This is a genomic window from Ensifer sp. 2TAB8 (assembly GCF_052115125.1).
In the GTDB taxonomy this organism is placed as follows: Bacteria; Pseudomonadota; Alphaproteobacteria; order Rhizobiales; family Rhizobiaceae; genus Ensifer.
Genome location: NZ_JBFRGB010000012.1, coordinates 151,124 through 166,962 on the forward strand (window position 1 = coordinate 151,124; position 15,839 = coordinate 166,962).

The window sequence follows — 15,839 nt, forward strand, 5'->3', positions numbered from 1 at the left end:
TTTTGATCTGAAATCTCGGATATCCGGCGTTTTGTAATCCGCAAATGTTACTTTACAATCGGATGTGGTAGCGCTACCTAATTAAGGGACAGCGGTGTTTTCGGGAGGAGACCAGAGCGCCTCGTCAATGGTGAAAGCAGGCATCCAGCGTGCCGGTGCCTCAGGAGTTCGTGCCGTTCGGGGGAAGGATTTCCGCCCCGGGCTGGAGAACAAAATAAGTGGCGCGCCAATGGGAGGAAATGTCGATGGTGAAGTCACTCGCTGGCGGCATCGTTGCCGCCACTGCCTTTTTCATGCTGGGCTCTGCTGCCTACGCAGATCCGGAAATCGTCTCGGGGCCCGCGGCTGAGCCGGAATGCTTCGCGCCGTGGTCGGCGGACACCAAGTTCTTCAAGTTTCCAAAAAAGGACGGCCCGTATCGCGTTGCGCTGGCAAACGGCTACATCGCCAACACCTGGCGCATCCAGATGGTGCAGACCGCCAAGGCCTATGCCGCTCAGCCCGACGTTGCGGCCAAATTGAAGGAGTTCAAGGTCGTTTCGACGGGTGAGGACGTGCCCGCGCAGATCTCGGCGATCAACAACTTCATCGATTCCGGCTACGACGCCATCGTCGTCAACGCCCAGAACCCGACGGCCTTCGCGCCCGTCATCAAGCGGGCGAAGGAGGCTGGCGTGGTGCTGGTCGCCTTCGACAACATCCTCGACACCGAGGACGCCATCAACGTCAACGTCGACCAGAAGGGGCTCGGGCAATTGTGGGGCGACTGGCTCGTCAAACATCTGCCTGATGGCGGCAAGGTGCTCGAGGTGCGCGGTGTCGCCGGCACGTCTGTCGATACCGACAGGCACGACGGCATCCATGAGAAGCTCCAGGCGTCGGGCAAGAACTTCGAGGTCGTCGAGGTCATGGGCAAATGGGACGATGGCGTCGCCCAGAAGGTGACGGCGGATGCGATCGCCACCAGCGGTCCCTTTGATGGCATTACCGGTCAGGGCGGCGATACCGGCATCGTCCAGGCGATGATCGACGCCAAGCACCCGTTCGTACCTTTTGGTGGCGAAACCGAAAACGGGTTTCGCAAGTTCTGTGCGGCACATGCCGCCGACGGCCTGAAATGCTCGTCAGCCGGAACCGGACCCGCACAGGTGGCCGTTGCCATCAAGACGGCGATCGCCGCGCTTGAGGGACAGGTGGTGCCGCAGTCGGTCAAGTTGCCGTTGGCCATTGTCGAAGATCCCAATTTCAAGGAGGGCCAGGACTACTTCCAGTCCGAATCCGACAATTTCTTCGTCGGGAACTCCTTCCCCACTTGCGGGATCAATTTCTCCGCCCAGGAGATCATGAAGCAGAGCAAGGAAAACCAGTAGGCCAACCAGTTCGGGCATCGCATGCCTTTGCGATGCCCGTCGCCAGGAACGGATCCCGGAGAGATCAATGGAAAGTGGCGCACCGCTCTTTCGCATGGAAGGGATATCGAAACGGTATGGTGGGGTTCGGGCACTTGAAAATGCTGACGTGTCGGTCAGGGCAGGGGCAATCCACGCCGTCCTCGGCGAGAACGGTGCCGGTAAGTCGACGCTCATCAAGATCATGGCCGGGGTCGTGGCTCCCGACGAGGGACAGATGACGCTCGAAGGGCGGCCGGTGGAGTTCGCCTCGCCGGCTGCGGCCAGCGCCGCCGGCATCGCCTGCGTTTTTCAGGAGCTATCGCTGATTCCGGAACTCAGCGTCGCAGACAATATCGTCATTTCCGATCCGCCGACGCGGTTCGGCATGATCGACCGAAAGGCCCAGCGGCGCCAGGCCGAGGAGGCGCTGGCGCGCGCCGGTGCTGCCGACATTCACCCTCTGGCGCTCGTCAAGGACCTGCCGCTGTCGCGACAGCAGATCGTCGAGATCGCCAAAGCGCTGGCTCGCAAGCCGCGCATCCTCATCCTCGACGAGGCGACATCGGCGCTGACGGCCGCCGACGTGTCGAAAATCTTTGCGGTGCTGAAGCGATTGCGGGCCGAAGGGCTGGCGCTTGTCTACATTTCGCATCGCATGAACGAGATTGCGGAGCTTGCGGACGAGTGCACGGTGTTCCGCAATGGCAGCAAGGTCGCGAGCTATGCGGCGGGCACAAGGAGCGACGCGGAGGTCATCGAGATGATGATCGGCCGTGAGTATCACAGCGTCTATCCGCCAAAGCCAGATCGGCCTGCCCAAACCGCGCCCGTGCTTGAGACGCGAGGCCTTTCCTGGGCGGACCGCCTTCGTGACATCTCGTTTTCGCTGCATGCGGGTGAAATTGTCGGTCTCGGCGGTCTGGACGGGCAGGGGCAGCGCGACCTGCTTCTGGCCCTGTTCGGGGTTTTGCGTGGGCTGCGCGGCACGGTGCTTGTCGACGGCAGCCCGGTCAGCATTGGCAGCCCGGCGCAGGCGCGCCAGCACGGCATCGGCATGGCGCTCATCCCAGAAGACCGCAAGACCGAGGGGTTGATGCTGCCGATGACTGTGCGCGACAATCTCTCGCTCGCCTCTCTCGACCGGTTGACACGAGCGGGGATCATCGACAGCGCGAAGGAGGAGAGCGCCATCAACCACATGATGGCGCTGCTTGCCATCAAGGCGGGAAACATTGACGCGCCCGTCGGTGCGCTCTCTGGCGGCAACCAGCAGAAGGTTGTCATCGCGAAATGGCTGATGCGGCAGCCGCGCATCATTCTGCTAAACGATCCCACGCGTGGCATCGACGTGGGAACCAAGCAGGAGATCTACCTCTTGCTGCGGCGCCTCGCGGACGAGGGCGCGGCCATCCTGTTCTATTCGACCGACTATGCCGAGCTCATCGGCTGCTGCGACCGGGTCCTCGTGCTCTATGACGGAACGGTGAAGCGGGAACTGGCCGGAGCAGAGATAACGGAGCGCGCCCTGATCGCGAGCGCGCTCAACATCCCGTCCGCGGAACCAACCCAGCGGGAGCCGGCGCTATGAAGGACTGGGAATATCGACTGGCGGAGCACCGGGGTACGCTGACGGCGGTTGCGATATTCGTGGTGATGTTCATCATCTACACGGCGAACCATCCGGCCGGCTTCACCGCCAACGTTATCCAGACGGCCGCCAACAAAGGCGTGCTCCTCGCCTTTGTCGCGATGGCTCAAACCATGGTGGTGATCACCGCAGGCATCGACCTCTCGGTCGGCATGATCTTCCTTCTCACCAACTGCCTGGCCTCATGGCTGGTCGTGGGTTCGCCGCTCGAGACGGCTTTCGGGGTGGCTGTTGTCCTGGCCGTTGGGGCTGTGTGCGGCGCGATCAATGGCGCAATCGTCATTTACGGGCGGCTGCAGCCGATCGTAGCGACGATTGCGACGGGGGCGATCTATTTCGGCTTCGCCCTGTTGCTGCGGCCTTTTCCGGGTGGGTCCGTCAACGAGAGACTTGCGGATGCCCTCACCGGCCGGATCTTCGGGGTCGTCCCGGGGAGCCTCGTGGCACTTGCGGCAGTGGTCGCCGTAGTATGGGTGCCTTTCAGCCGGTCGGTCTATGGCCGGGCGGCCTATGCCGCCGGCTCTTCCGAAACCGCGGCCTATATGTCCGGCATGCCGATCCGCCGTGGCAAGCTGCTCGCCTATACGCTTTCGGGCTTCGTGGCCGCCCTTGGCGGGTTGTTCCTCACCTTTTTTACCTATACCGGCGACGCGGCCTTTGCCAGCGGCAATGCCTACACGCTGTTTTCGATCGCGGCCGTGGTGCTGGGGGGTGTGTCGCTGTTCGGCGGCAAGGGCAGCGCCATCGGCGCCGTCTTCGGGGCGCTGGCGTTCCGGACGATCGGCGACCTTCTGTTCGTCTTCGATCTTGATCCGCTCTGGCAGCCGCTGTTCCAGGGGCTGATCCTGCTGGCGGCCGTCAGCCTCGGCGCGCTCGCCCTCTTCCGTGTACGCAATCGATTGGAGTGGTTCCTGTGAGCGAGACGGCAATGACGCGGGCAACGGAGCGGAAGCAGGGTTTCATGCGCAGTCTCGATCCGGCGGTGCTCACCGCATTTGGCTGTATCGTGTTGCTGCTTGTCGTTGGCAGCTTCTACTCGCGCAGCTTCCTGTCACCAGAATATCTGCTGCAGCAATTGAAGGTGGCGTCCTTCCTCGGCATCATCGCCACGGGCATGATGCTCGTCATCCTGCTTGGGCAGATCGATCTTTCCGTGCCGTGGACCGTAGCAACGGGCGCGATGATGGCCTGTGCGGCTGCGGCATACGGATCCCTCGGCACGGCGCTTGCCATTCCCTTCGGCATCCTGTGCGGCATCGCCATAGGGCTCGTCAATGGCGTTGGCGTGGCATACCTGCGCATACCCTCAATGATCGTGACCCTTGCGACCAATGCCGTCGCGCAAGGGGTCATGGTGGTCTACACAGGCGGCTTCTCGCCACAGGATTCCGCGACCGGAGCCATGCGCTATCTGGCCACCGGCGCGTTGATTCCGGGCATCCCGAATGTCGTCTTCATCTGGGCGCTGATCGGCGCGGCGATGGTCTTCCTTCTGCGCCGGACGGGCTTCGGGCGGGCGGTCTACGGTATCGGCAATCGCGAACGTGCGGCCTATCTTTCCGGGATCAACACCCGCCGCATCGTCATGATCGCCTTTGCCGCCTCGGGCGGCCTCTCGGCCTTTGGCGGGGTTCTGCTTGCAGGTTACGCCTCCAAAGCCGCGCAATCCATGGGCGACGCCTACCTTCTTCCTGCCATAGCGGCCGTGGTGCTCGGCGGTACCTCGATCCTCGGCGGGCGGGGATCCTATGTCGGCACGGTCGCCGGCGTCATCCTCGTCACGCTGCTGCAATCGATCCTTTCCGTCACCCAGATGCCCGAGGCCGGGCGCCAGATCATCTACGGCGTGGTGATCATCCTGATGCTCCTGCTTTATGGTCGCGCACCAGCAAGCCGGTAAGTCCTCGATGAGCAAAGGAACGGCGGCCTTGAGCGTTCATCAAGCTATCTGCTCCTTTTTCGGCTTGGACGGGAGCAGCGATTGACGAAAACTTGGGACACGATTTCAGCGCCGCCGAAGCCCCGTCGCCGACATCACGGCAAAGCGCCCGCATATCGTCCCACAGCGCAGTCTTCGCTACCGGAAGGGATCGTTGAGAGGATGTGAGAAATGACGAATGCGCTACAGGGTGGGTATCCTCCGGCCTCACACAACTAATGGAAGTCGCAGTCCGGATAATGTGATCGAGATTACAGCAATGTAAGATTTTCTGCTGGTAGGACGGGGTATAATTTCGCCCGCCGTCGTGGCAGGCGGCATCCCTAGACAAGGAGAAAGTCATGTTCAGGATTGTTTTGGCAGCCTGTGTGATGCTCAGCGCAGGGCAAACATTTGCGGCGACCCATTATTACGTTCAACACCATGCCGGCGGAAAGTGCACGATCTCCGAGCATAAGCCGAGCGGCAAGACCGAAACGCAGATAGGCGGAGCCTGGTCGACGATGGTTCAGGCTGAGCATGCCATGAAGTCGGCACATGAGTGCGGGTACTAAATCGAACTTGGGCCTTCTGGTTAAAAGATCGCAGTAGGCAATGGTATTGTCGCCGCTATAGGGAGATAAAATTTGAAACGTCCAGCCGGCGTCGAAGCTGACGCCCTTCTGCTTTAGGGGGCGCGACCTTGGGCGCACGCCTTTCTCGCTTTGGAACTGCTCAGGTCCAGGGTTGCGGTTACCGATGAATTCCATCCCGACGCGGGTTTTCGGAACGCGAGGCTAAGGCATTAGCTTGCAGGCGCCGCCGTCACGCCTGTGGCAGTGCGGTACTCTTCAACGAAACCATCCAGTTCGGCGCGTTCCAGATCGGACACCGCCCAGTAGCTAAAGCCGCTGCTCGTCCATCTCACCATGTTGTAGCCGTCGGTCTGTTTGCTTTGGGGGCCGGAAGTCCCGGCCGCTGCCGGCTCCGCCACCACCGTGATGAGATGCTCGTTGTGGCGATAGACGAGTGTCGGGACGGCATTGCCTCCGATGACGTCGACGCGGCCGCCGACAAGCGAGAAGCCTTTCGCAGATGGGTGATGTCGCCCGTATGGATCATGAAGGCGGGCTTCACCGGAAGCGCCTTGATCCTGTCGGTCGCCTCGGTCAGCGTATCGACGGCGGTCACCTTGGCTTCCTTGTCGAAGCCGATATGGCTGTCCGAGATCTGCAGGAAGGTCATCGCACCTTGCGCGGCGTCGGCCGCCTGAGCTGTGTCGAGCAAGCTGAGCGACTTGGGGATGCCGCCCGAGACGGTCCACACCACGCCCGTTCCCGCCCATACCATGCATTCGAGCGCATGCCGGCGCGTCAGCACGAAGGCAGCATCGGTCACTTGTTCGTCCTTGCGCATTTCCGTTCTCCTTTCGAACGTCCGTCGCCGGAGTAGGAGACCGAGGAAGCTGCGCGCTTATTCTGGGCGAGCACTCACTTTATCGTGAGCGGCGCGGCGACAATATTGGCCGCCGATTACATTTCGCGTCAATGAGACAGCCGAAGCGGAAATTATTTCCGCTGAGCTCAAATCGCGTGAGTCCTCCTTTTCTTCAAGATCGCGCATCGCGGCCGACACGGCGATGCCGCCCGGCCTTGCAGCCACTCAAGCCTTGCCGCGACGTTCACGCCGTCGCGGAAGATGTCGTCGCCATTCTCCAGGATGACATCTCCCAGATTTACTCTGATGCGGAATTCAATGCGGCGATCGGGTGGCGTTGGCTGCCTGGCGCGCTCTCTCCTCAATCGTGGCCCGGTGACGCCCGGCATGTGTGTTTACGCCTCCCGGCGCGTCGCGTCACCTCCAATGACCACTTACGGCAACATATTCTCAAGGGTAGTTATTGACATGTTATACCAGTTGAGAAATATATCTCCCTGCGCCGGATGAATGGCGCTGTGAAATTTGCACCTGACCGAGGTGGTGAGGTGTGCGGCATTTAGGGAGGTCTCGATGACATCGATCGCGCTGTTTGGTGCCGGTGGTAAAATGGGCTATCGGCTCGCCAAGAACCTCAAGGGTTCGCGCTTCGATGTCCGGCATGTCGAAGTCAGCGAGGCCGGAAAAGCGCGGCTTGCGAATGAGCTCGGCATCGCCTGCGTTACCTCTGATGAAGGTCTGAAGGGCGCCGACGTCGTCATCCTCGCCGTTCCTGATACGGTGATCGGCAAGGTCGCGTCTGCAATCGCAGACAAGCTGCAGCCGGGTACCATGGTCGTTGCGCTCGATGCTGCAGCACCCTTTGCAGGCCATTTGCCGGCGCGCACCGACCTGACCTATTTCGTCACGCACCCTTGCCACCCGCCCATCTTCAATGATGAGACCGATCCGGCCGCCAAGCGCGACTTCTTCGGCGGCATCGCGGCAAAGCAGCATATCGTGTCCGCACTGATGCAGGGCCCAGAAAGCGCCTATGCCCTTGGAGAGGAGATTGCCAAGGTCATATGGGCGCCGGTCATGCGCTCGCACCGCGTCACGGTCGAACAGATGGCGCTGCTCGAGCCGGGCCTTTCCGAAACGGTCTGCGCTTCATTGCTCGTCGTGATGCGCGAAGCCATGGACGAATGCGTTCGCCGCGGTGTTCCGAAGGAGGCGGCCCGCGATTTCCTGCTCGGCCACATGAACGTGCTTGGCGCGGTCATCTTCGAGGAAACGCCCGGAGTGTTCTCCGACGCCTGCAACAAGGCAATCGAATTCGGCAAGCCGGTGCTCATGAAGGACGACTGGAGGCGGGTCTTCGAGCCGGAAGAAATTGCCGCGAGCATCCATCGCATCACCTGACGAAACGGCAAAATTGCGCGCCGTTCGAGGCCGCGCTTTCGCCCGAAACAAGCAATCGCACGGGAGGGCCACTTTCAATGGAGGGGTGGCCGAGGAAGTCTTGTGCATAACTGGGAGGAGAATATGAAAGTTACCCGCAGACTGATCACCGTCGGCTTCGCTGCCGTCCTGGCTGCAAGCGCCGCGATGCCGGCATTCGCGGCAGACCTCATCGCCATCATTACGCCGAGCCATGACAACCCTTTCTTCAAGGCGGAAGCGGTTGGTGCCGAGGCCAAGGCGAAAGAACTCGGCTATGAAACGCTGGTGCTGGTGCATGACGACGACGCGAACAAGCAGTCGCAGCTGATCGATACCGCAATCGGCCGCGGCGCGAAGGCGATCATTCTCGACAATGCCGGATCCGAGGCGTCAATTGCCGCGGTGAAAAAGGCGAAGGATGCAGGCGTTCCCTCCTTCCTCATAGACCGCGAGATCAACGCGACCGGCATTGCCGTCTCGCAGATCGTCTCGAACAACTACCAGGGTGCCCAGCTCGGCGCGGAAGAGTTTGTCCGCCTGATGGGTGAGAAGGGCAACTATGTCGAGTTGCTCGGCCGCGAAGCCGATCTTAACGCCGGCATCCGCTCCAAGGGCTACCACGACGTCATCGACGAGTTTCCGGAGATGAAGATGGTTGCCCAGCAGTCGGCCAACTGGAGCCAGACCGAGGGCTACTCCAAGATGGAGACGATCCTTCAGGCCAATCCCGACATTCAGGGCGTGATCGCCGGCAACGACACGATGGCCATGGGGGCGATCGCAGCGCTCCAGGCGGCCGGGCGCAAGGACGTCATCGTCGTCGGCTTCGATGGTTCGAACGACGTGCGCGACTCGATCAACACCGGCGGCATCAAGGCAACCGTCATGCAGCCGGCCTACGCGCAGGCCCAGCTTGCTGTGCAGCAGGCGCACGACTTCATCACCACCGGCAAGGCTCCGGCGGAAGAGAAGCAGCTGATGGACTGCGTGCTCATCACCGCTGACAATGCCGACAAGCTCGAGACCTTCGCGCTCTCCCAGTAATCTTCCCGCGACTGCGCAAGGCGGGCCGATCCCCGCCTTGCGTTCACTGTTCATGACGGAGAATGGGAATGCCCAGATTTCAGGCTGCATGCGCACTCATGCTTGCCGGCGCGCTCGCGCTTGGCGGCTGCAAGCTCGTCAAAACGGAGGATGAGCAAAGGCAGACGGCGGCTGAGGCGTTCAATCCCGACAAGCTGGTTGCCGATGCCTGGGACACGAAGGTCGTGCCTTATCTTGAGCAACGCGCCGGTGTCTTCCAGGAGGTCTCGGCGCTTGCCGCACGTGACCTCAACGCTGCGGCGGAGAAGTATGGGCATAAGGAGAAGCAGGGCAACGCGCCCTGGACCTTTGCGGCAAAAATAGACGGTGTGATCGTCGGGGAAGAAACGAAATCGCGAGCAGCCTATGTCGACGTGGATGTCGATGGTGACGGCAAGGCGGATGTCCGCGTTTCAATCGGTCCCGCCATTCGCGGCACGGCGCTGCGCGACAGCCTCACATTCGTGAACTTCAACGAGTTCAAGAACCAGATCGAATGGGCGCAATACGGCAAATCGTTCAACACCCACGTGAACGGCACGCTGCTCGAAAAGCTGCCGCGTGACGGTCTGACAGGCAAGACGATCAAGGCGACCGGGGCCTATCCGCTGCCGGCCAAGGGCCAACTGCCGCAATTCGTGCCGGCCACGATCACCGTCGGGAGTGGGGCATGAGCGATACGAATGAGGATGTCATTCTCGAACTCAAGGATGTCACCAAGGCCTATTCCGGCATCGTGGCCCTGAAGAAGGCCAATCTGAAACTCCGTCGTGGGGCCGTTAACGTCCTCGTTGGTGAAAATGGCGCCGGGAAGTCGACGATGATGCGCATTATCGCCGGCGTGGAACGGCCGACACTCGGCGAAATCTGGCTGGACGGCGAACTCATTCATCTCAACAGTCCCGCCGATGCGGTCAAGCACGGCATCGGTATCGTCTTTCAGGAGTTGAACCTCTTCGGCAACCTTTCCGTTGCCGAGAATATCTTTGCGACCCGCGAGATCACCCGCGGTATCCGTGGCATCGATCACCGCGGCCAGGTCAAGAAAGCCAATGCGTTCCTCGACCGCCTGGAGGCAGGGATCTCCGCCGAGACGCTGGCGGAAGATCTGCCGATCGGCCAGCAGCAGCTCGTCGAGATTGCGCGAGCAGTATCGCTCGACACGCGCATCCTGATCATGGATGAGCCTACCTCGGCGCTCAGTGCGGCTGAGGTCGATGTCCTGTTCCGCGTGATCGCCGATCTGAAGGCGCGTGGTGTGGCGATCGTCTACATTTCGCATCGGCTGGAAGAGTTGATGCGTATCGGCGACTACATCACGGTGCTCAAGGATGGCCAGATCACCGGCCATGCCATGGTCAAGGATATCGATACGCGCTGGATCGTCCGCTCGATGATCGGCTCGGACGCCAAGGACTTTGCGAAGAAGGTCGATCACAAGCCAGGCGAAGAGATCTTCCGTACCGAGAACATCTGCCTGCCGAGGGCGCAGGGCGGCTTTGCCGTCGATCACGTCTCGATCGGTGTGCGCAAAGGAGAGATCCTCGGCATCTACGGGTTGATGGGGGCCGGCCGTTCGGAACTCTTCGAATGCGTCATGGGGCGGCACGAACACTATACCGGCAAGATCTACGTCGAAGGCAAGGAACTCAAGGGCGGGGATACCACCCGGCGCATCCGTGAGGGGCTGGCGCTCATCCCCGAGGACCGGCAGCGCGAGGGGCTGGTTCAGTCCATGTCGATCGCCGACAACCTGACGATGGCGAGCCTGGGACAGTTCCTGAAGGCAGGTTTTCACATCGACCTTGCGCGTGAAGCAAAGGCGATCGCCGATGCCATCCGCAACCTCTCGATCAAGGCGAAGAACCCGGAATTCGACGTGACGTCGATGTCGGGTGGAAATCAGCAGAAGGTCGTGATCGGCAAGGCGCTCATGACCGGACCGAAAATCCTTCTCATGGATGAGCCGAGCCGGGGCATTGATGTCGGCGCAAAGGCCGATGTCTTCCTCACTATGCGCCGCCTGGCGGGCGAGGGGCTGGCAATCCTCTTTTCCACTTCCGATCTCGAAGAGGTGATGGCGCTTTCCGATCGCATTGCGGTGATGAGCAATGGCCGGCTGGTCACGGTTGTCGACCGCAAGGACGCGACAGAAGAAATGATCGTTTCGGCCTCCGCAGAGGGACATAAAACCAAAAGGATGCATGCGTGATGACGACAGCAACGCAAACTGCCGCCGCCGACAGCTTCTCCAGCGGCTCGGCGCTCCTCACGCTGATGAAGCTGAGGACATTCATCGCGCTCTTCGCGGTGATTATCTTCTTCTCGATAGCTGCACCGAACTTCCTTTCGACCGCGAATATGATCCTGATGACGAAGCATGCGACGCAAAACGCGTTTCTCGCGATCGGCATGACCTTCGTCATCATCACCGGCGGCATCGACCTGTCCGTCGGTTCGATCGTCGGTCTCTGCGGCATGATCGCGGGCGGCCTGATCATGTACGGCGTGGCGCTGCCACTCGGCTACACGATGTATTTCAACGTCGTCGAGGTTGCCGTCATCGTTGCGGTCGTCGGTATCCTGATCGGCGCGGTCAACGGCCTGCTGATCACCCGATTGAATGTAGCGCCTTTCATTGCGACGCTCGGCACTCTGTATGTCGCGCGCGGCATGGCGCTGCTCTATTCCGACGGCCAGACCCTGCCCAATCTCACGGGGCGCGAGGACCTCGGCAATCAGGGCTTCAGCTATCTCGGCTCCGGCACGATCCTGGGATTGCCCGTGTCGGTCTGGATCCTGATCGCCGTGGCTGCGGGGGCTGCCTATTTCGCCCGCTTCGTGCCGCTCGGCCGGCATATCTTCGCTGTCGGCGGAAACGAGCGTGCCTCCCGCATGTCGGGCATCCGGGTCAATCGGGTCAAGATGTTCGTCTACATGTTCTCCGGCTTCTGCGCGGCGATCGTCGGACTGGTGATTTCGTCGGAACTCATGGCCTCGCATCCGGCGACCGGCACCAATCTCGAACTCAACGCCATTGCAGCAGCCGTTCTCGGTGGTACATCGATGTCCGGCGGTCGCGGCACGATCGGCGGCACGATCATCGGCGCATTCGTGATCGGCATTCTCTCGGACGGATTGGTGATGATGGGTGTGAGCTCATTCTGGCAGATGGTGATCAAGGGGCTGGTGATTATCGTGGCCGTCGTGGTGGACCAGGCTCAGCGCCGCCTGCAGCAGCGTGTCGCGCTCATGCAAATGGCAAAGGCGGGCTGAAAATGGCGAGGATCAAGGGCGCGCTGATCGGTTGCGGCTTCTTCGCCATCAACCAGATGCATGCTTGGCGCGAGCTGCCGGACGTCGAGATTGTGGCGATCTGCGATCGCGATCCCGAGCGGCTCAAGATCGTCGGCGACCAATTCGACGTCGCTCGCCGCTACGCGTCGGCGGATGAGATGTTCGCAGAAGGTGGGTTCGACTTCGTCGACATTGCCACGACCGTTGGCAGTCATCGTGCTCTCATCGAACTCGCCGCGCGCCACAAAGTGCCGGCGATCTGCCAGAAGCCCATCGCGCCGACGCTCGACGATGCCAAGGTGATGGTGGCAGCGGCGGAAGAGGCGGGGATCGCGCTGATGATCCACGAAAACTTCCGCTGGCAGACGCCCATCCTGGCCGTCAAGGAAGTCATCGACAGTGGCGAGATCGGTACCCCCTTCTGGGGGCGCGTGTCGTTCCGCTCCAGCTTCGACGTGTTTTCCGGCCAGCCCTATCTTGCGAAGGGCAAGCGCTTCATCATCGAAGATCTCGGCATCCATTCCCTCGACATCGCCCGCTTTCTGTTCGGCGACGCACTAACCCTGTCTGCCCGCTCGCGCCGGATCAATCCGGATATCGCCGGCGAGGATGTGGCGACGATGATGCTTGGCCACGACAACGGTGTCACCTCGATCGTCGACGTCAGCTATGCGACGAAACTTGCCGAGGAGCCGTTCCCGCAAACCTTGATCGAGGTCGACGGAACCAAGGGTACGCTGCGCCTTGGGCTCGGCTACAAGCTCACCGTCCACGGTCCGGCCGGAACGGTCGAACGCGACGTCGCGCCGAACCTGCTGCCCTGGGCGTCGAAGCCGTGGCACAACATCCAGGAGAGCGTCGCTCTCATCCAGAGACACTGGATCGAGCGGCTGGCTTCCGGCCACGCGCCTGATACGTCTGGGCGCGACAACCTCAAGACCTTCGCATTGGTGGAGGCTGCCTATCTCAGCGCCGAGTGCGAAGAGACCGTCGTCGTCGGAGACCTGTTGCGATGAAGGATGAGCTGTTTCGGCTCTATGGCACTGCCGAATGCGAGCCGGAAAGCCGCACGCTGGTCGCCGGCAAACTGAGCATCGACTTTCAGGACGGCAACCTGCGCAGCTTGCGGTTCGGTGGCCATGAGGTGCTGCGTGCAATCTCGTTCCTCGTGCGCGACAAGGATTGGGGCACCTGCCGGGCTCGGCTGAGCGATCTGAGGCTCACGGAAGACGGGCGAGGCTTCGCACTCACCTATGCCGCACGCTTTACAGCCCCTTCCGGTGCCAATCTCGATTGCGATGTCGCGATCTCCGGCACGGCGACCAGCGTGCATTTCTCTGCTGATTGTGTGAGCGATGCGGATTTCGAAACCGCCCGTGCTGGTTTCGTGGTCCTGCATCCGGTCATCGGTGTTGCAGGAGAACCAGTTGCAATTACGCACGATGACGGCTCGGTGGAAGAGGCACGCTGGCCCGATACGATCGAACCGTGGCAACCATTCAAGAACATTGCTCAGATCACCCACCGTGTGGCGCCCGGTATCATGGCGACAACCAAGTTCATTGGCGATGTCTTCGAGATGGAGGATCAACGCAACTGGACCGATGCCTCCTACAAGACGTACGTGCGGCCTTTGGCGTTGCCCTGGCCCTATCTCGTGCCGATGGGTGAGCGCTTCAGTCAGCGGATCTCCGTGGAGGTCCTTGCCGAGAGGAATGCGGAGATTGTAGCCGACCGTTCGGATGCGATATCCGTCAGGCTCATCCCGACGAATGTCAGGCTTCCCGCGATTGGCGTAGGGCTGCGACCCGAGTGTCTCCGGGAAGAGTTGGCTTCGCTCGATATCTTGAAGGCCATCGGGGCGGAACATCTGATCGCCCATTTCGATCCCGCTGCAGGGCATGGCATCGAGGCACTGAAGGGTTACGCGGCGATTGCGGCCGGTTCGGGCCTCAAGGTGACGCTGGAGCTTGCGGTGCCTTGCCTAAGGCCCCTCGGCGAAGAGATGGCGCACTTTGCAGCGATGGTCGATCAGGCCAGGCTCCAGCTCGATACGCTGTTTGTTTGCCCGTCTGTCGATCGACAGTCGACACCGCCGGGGAGCAAGTGGCCGGAATGTCCAGCACTTGGCGACGTCTACGCTGCTGCGCGCGTTGCCTTTCCCGATCTTCGGCTGGGTGGTGGAATGATGAGTTACTTCACCGAGCTCAATCGCAAGCGCGTGCCGCCGGATCAGATCGACTATATCAGCCACGCGACGAACCCGCTCGTGCATGCTGCCGATGATCTTTCGGTCATGCAGACCTTCGAGGCGCTGCGTCATGTCGTCAGCTCTACCCGTGCTATCTACGGCAACAAGCCGTATCGCATTGGGCCCTCGACGATCGCGATGCGTCAAAATCCTTACGGCAGCGCCACGAAGGACAACCCGGCAGGATCGCGTATCCCCATGGCGAATGTCGACCCCCGGCACAATGGCCAGTTCGGCGCTGCCTGGACACTGGCCTATGCGGCAACGGTTGCGCCGGCGGCGCTGGACGTTCTCACCCTTTCGACCCTTGTCGGCCCCTTCGGGCTTTTGGCCGGTCAGGGGGAAGCCACGATCAGCGGCGAGTTGCGACCGCTGGCGCATGTCCTCGCGCGACTTGCGTCCCTGTCCCACGAGCTCCTGTTTGCCGTCGAGACGTCCCGGCCAGATGCCGTGTTGGGACTTGCCACCCAGAAGCGGCTTCTCCTGGCGAATATCACCTGCGACGAGCAGACGGTCGCCTTGCCGGCAAGTCCAAGTAAGGTTTCAACGATCGCGGATGGTGGCGAGCTCGCAGTGCAGCAGCAGCTTATGCTGGCGCCCTACGCCTGTGTCGATGTCGCTCTTTGAGCGCTATCCCTGGGTCTTGAGAGCGTAGAGCGCGCGCGAGCGCTCGAGGTGCTTGACCATCGCCTGCTCGGCCAGATCGGCATCGCGGCTCTCGATGGCGCGGATGATTTCCTCGTGTTCGGAAAGCGTGAAATTCTCGCGACCGGTCCAGATGAGCATTTCGGTATGGTAGGACTTCAGCCACCCCAGCATCGCGCCGCTGACGGCGACAAAGATCGGATTGCCGGAAATCCTGGCGATGCACTGATGAAACTCCATGTCCGCATCGATGAAGGCATCCGCGTCGCCGAGGCTCTGCTTTTGCTTGTCGAGAAGTGCGTGAAGTTCGGCGATATGCGACGAGGTTGCCTTGGCCGCCGCCTCACGGATCATGCCGCGCTCGAAGAAGATGCGCGCGTTCTTCAGATGCTCCAGCGTGTCTGCGGAACCGGAGAGCATCAGTTTTGCCGGCAGGTCGACCTGCTTGATGATGGATTCGGCGGTAATGCGCAGCACCTTGGCGCGCTCGCCTTGCGAGATTTCGACGAGCCCCTTTCCGGCGAGCGCCTGCATGGCTTCGCGAATGGCCGGACGACCGACACCGTAGCGTTCCATGAGTTCGCGTTCGGACGGCATATCGTCGCCCGCCTTGAGTTCGCCGGCTTCGATCATCTGCTTCAGCCGAGCGAAGACCTCGTCGGACAGTTTCTTGCGCACAATCGGTTCGGAAACGACGTTCATGAGTCACCTGATTTCGACAGGTTTGAATATGCATCAAGTTCCATC

Annotated in this window: 14 protein-coding genes and 1 pseudogene; 12 read left to right on the plus strand and 3 right to left on the minus strand. The window is 61.2% G+C overall.

The features are described from left to right. Positions 1–245 precede the first annotated feature (245 nt). The 5 genes from AB4Z53_RS20455 (at position 246) to AB4Z53_RS20475 (ending at position 5,532) form a co-directional block, all read left to right on the plus strand. Entirely contained in the window at positions 246–1,370 is a 1,125-nt protein-coding gene (locus AB4Z53_RS20455; protein ID WP_441597492.1) for a sugar ABC transporter substrate-binding protein, read from the plus strand. 67 nt (positions 1,371–1,437) lie between these two features. Continuing rightward, positions 1,438–2,979 carry a sugar ABC transporter ATP-binding protein gene (locus AB4Z53_RS20460; protein WP_441597493.1) on the plus strand — a complete coding sequence of 514 codons (1,542 nt, stop codon included), beginning with the start codon at positions 1,438–1,440 and terminating at the stop codon, positions 2,977–2,979. Next, positions 2,976–3,956 carry an ABC transporter permease gene (locus AB4Z53_RS20465; RefSeq protein WP_441597494.1) on the plus strand — a complete coding sequence of 327 codons (981 nt, stop codon included), beginning with the start codon at positions 2,976–2,978 and terminating at the stop codon, positions 3,954–3,956. The genes AB4Z53_RS20460 and AB4Z53_RS20465 overlap by 4 nt, the downstream gene beginning before the upstream one ends. An 11-nt stretch (positions 3,957–3,967) precedes the next feature. After that, complete coding sequence (locus tag AB4Z53_RS20470; protein ID WP_441597562.1) at positions 3,968–4,939, plus strand: ABC transporter permease; 972 nt, start codon at positions 3,968–3,970, stop codon at positions 4,937–4,939. Positions 4,940–5,319: 380 nt separating this feature from the next. Then, complete coding sequence (locus AB4Z53_RS20475) at positions 5,320–5,532, plus strand: hypothetical protein (RefSeq protein ID WP_441597495.1); 213 nt, start codon at positions 5,320–5,322, stop codon at positions 5,530–5,532. Between the two features lie 349 nt (positions 5,533–5,881). Here the strand turns inward: AB4Z53_RS20475 and AB4Z53_RS20480 are convergent, their stop codons facing one another. Next, positions 5,882–6,373, minus strand: a complete 492-nt coding sequence (locus tag AB4Z53_RS20480; RefSeq protein ID WP_441597496.1) for a hypothetical protein — start codon at positions 6,371–6,373, stop codon at positions 5,882–5,884. Positions 6,374–6,571: 198 nt separating this feature from the next. Then, positions 6,572–6,729 (minus strand): annotated as a pseudogene (locus tag AB4Z53_RS20485) (adenylate/guanylate cyclase domain-containing protein); the annotation flags it as partial. A gap of 238 nt (positions 6,730–6,967) precedes the next feature. Here AB4Z53_RS20485 and AB4Z53_RS20490 point away from each other — a divergent pair. The 7 genes from AB4Z53_RS20490 to apnL all read left to right on the plus strand — a co-directional run bounded on the left by AB4Z53_RS20490 (position 6,968) and on the right by apnL (position 15,074). Beyond that, positions 6,968–7,795: a phosphogluconate dehydrogenase C-terminal domain-containing protein gene (locus AB4Z53_RS20490; protein ID WP_441597497.1), complete on the plus strand. Its 828-nt coding sequence runs from the start codon at positions 6,968–6,970 to the stop codon at positions 7,793–7,795. A gap of 123 nt (positions 7,796–7,918) precedes the next feature. Then, positions 7,919–8,860: a D-ribose ABC transporter substrate-binding protein gene (locus tag AB4Z53_RS20495; protein WP_113536981.1), complete on the plus strand. Its 942-nt coding sequence runs from the start codon at positions 7,919–7,921 to the stop codon at positions 8,858–8,860. A 68-nt stretch (positions 8,861–8,928) separates the two neighbouring features. Continuing rightward, positions 8,929–9,573: a DUF2291 family protein gene (locus AB4Z53_RS20500; protein WP_113536982.1), complete on the plus strand. Its 645-nt coding sequence runs from the start codon at positions 8,929–8,931 to the stop codon at positions 9,571–9,573. Beyond that, the gene (locus AB4Z53_RS20505; RefSeq protein ID WP_113536983.1) at positions 9,570–11,111 is read left to right on the plus strand and encodes a sugar ABC transporter ATP-binding protein; all 1,542 of its coding nucleotides are present in this window, start codon (positions 9,570–9,572) and stop codon (positions 11,109–11,111) included. The genes AB4Z53_RS20500 and AB4Z53_RS20505 overlap by 4 nt, the downstream gene beginning before the upstream one ends. Beyond that, on the plus strand, positions 11,111–12,175 hold the full coding sequence (locus AB4Z53_RS20510) for an ABC transporter permease (RefSeq protein WP_223729586.1): 1,065 nt from the start codon (positions 11,111–11,113) through the stop codon (positions 12,173–12,175). The genes AB4Z53_RS20505 and AB4Z53_RS20510 overlap by 1 nt, the downstream gene beginning before the upstream one ends. A 2-nt stretch (positions 12,176–12,177) precedes the next feature. After that, complete coding sequence (locus AB4Z53_RS20515) at positions 12,178–13,212, plus strand: Gfo/Idh/MocA family protein (protein ID WP_441597498.1); 1,035 nt, start codon at positions 12,178–12,180, stop codon at positions 13,210–13,212. Then, complete coding sequence (apnL, locus tag AB4Z53_RS20520) at positions 13,209–15,074, plus strand: D-apionate lactonase (RefSeq protein ID WP_291162850.1); 1,866 nt, start codon at positions 13,209–13,211, stop codon at positions 15,072–15,074. The genes AB4Z53_RS20515 and apnL overlap by 4 nt, the downstream gene beginning before the upstream one ends. Positions 15,075–15,077: 3 nt before the next feature. Here the strand turns inward: apnL and AB4Z53_RS20525 are convergent, their stop codons facing one another. Continuing rightward, positions 15,078–15,794, minus strand: coding sequence for a transcriptional regulator NanR (locus AB4Z53_RS20525; protein WP_113536987.1), 717 nt, complete (start codon positions 15,792–15,794; stop codon positions 15,078–15,080). Between the last annotated feature and the right edge of the window lie 45 nt (positions 15,795–15,839).

Bases quoted from the DNA above. Each gene is read 5' to 3' on its own strand.
- AB4Z53_RS20455 (WP_441597492.1), top strand. From the start codon at position 246: ATGGTGAAGTCACTCGCTGGCGGCATCGTTGCCGCCACTGCCTTTTTC.
- AB4Z53_RS20460 (WP_441597493.1), top strand. From the start codon at position 1,438: ATGGAAAGTGGCGCACCGCTCTTTCGCATGGAAGGGATATCGAAACGG.
- AB4Z53_RS20465 (WP_441597494.1), top strand. From the start codon at position 2,976: ATGAAGGACTGGGAATATCGACTGGCGGAGCACCGGGGTACGCTGACG.
- AB4Z53_RS20470 (WP_441597562.1), top strand. From the start codon at position 3,968: ATGACGCGGGCAACGGAGCGGAAGCAGGGTTTCATGCGCAGTCTCGAT.
- AB4Z53_RS20475 (WP_441597495.1), top strand. From the start codon at position 5,320: ATGTTCAGGATTGTTTTGGCAGCCTGTGTGATGCTCAGCGCAGGGCAA.
- AB4Z53_RS20480 (WP_441597496.1), bottom strand. From the start codon at position 6,373: ATGCGCAAGGACGAACAAGTGACCGATGCTGCCTTCGTGCTGACGCGC.
- AB4Z53_RS20490 (WP_441597497.1), top strand. From the start codon at position 6,968: ATGACATCGATCGCGCTGTTTGGTGCCGGTGGTAAAATGGGCTATCGG.
- AB4Z53_RS20495 (WP_113536981.1), top strand. From the start codon at position 7,919: ATGAAAGTTACCCGCAGACTGATCACCGTCGGCTTCGCTGCCGTCCTG.
- AB4Z53_RS20500 (WP_113536982.1), top strand. From the start codon at position 8,929: ATGCCCAGATTTCAGGCTGCATGCGCACTCATGCTTGCCGGCGCGCTC.
- AB4Z53_RS20505 (WP_113536983.1), top strand. From the start codon at position 9,570: ATGAGCGATACGAATGAGGATGTCATTCTCGAACTCAAGGATGTCACC.
- AB4Z53_RS20510 (WP_223729586.1), top strand. From the start codon at position 11,111: ATGACGACAGCAACGCAAACTGCCGCCGCCGACAGCTTCTCCAGCGGC.
- AB4Z53_RS20515 (WP_441597498.1), top strand. From the start codon at position 12,178: ATGGCGAGGATCAAGGGCGCGCTGATCGGTTGCGGCTTCTTCGCCATC.
- apnL (WP_291162850.1), top strand. From the start codon at position 13,209: ATGAAGGATGAGCTGTTTCGGCTCTATGGCACTGCCGAATGCGAGCCG.
- AB4Z53_RS20525 (WP_113536987.1), bottom strand. From the start codon at position 15,794: ATGAACGTCGTTTCCGAACCGATTGTGCGCAAGAAACTGTCCGACGAG.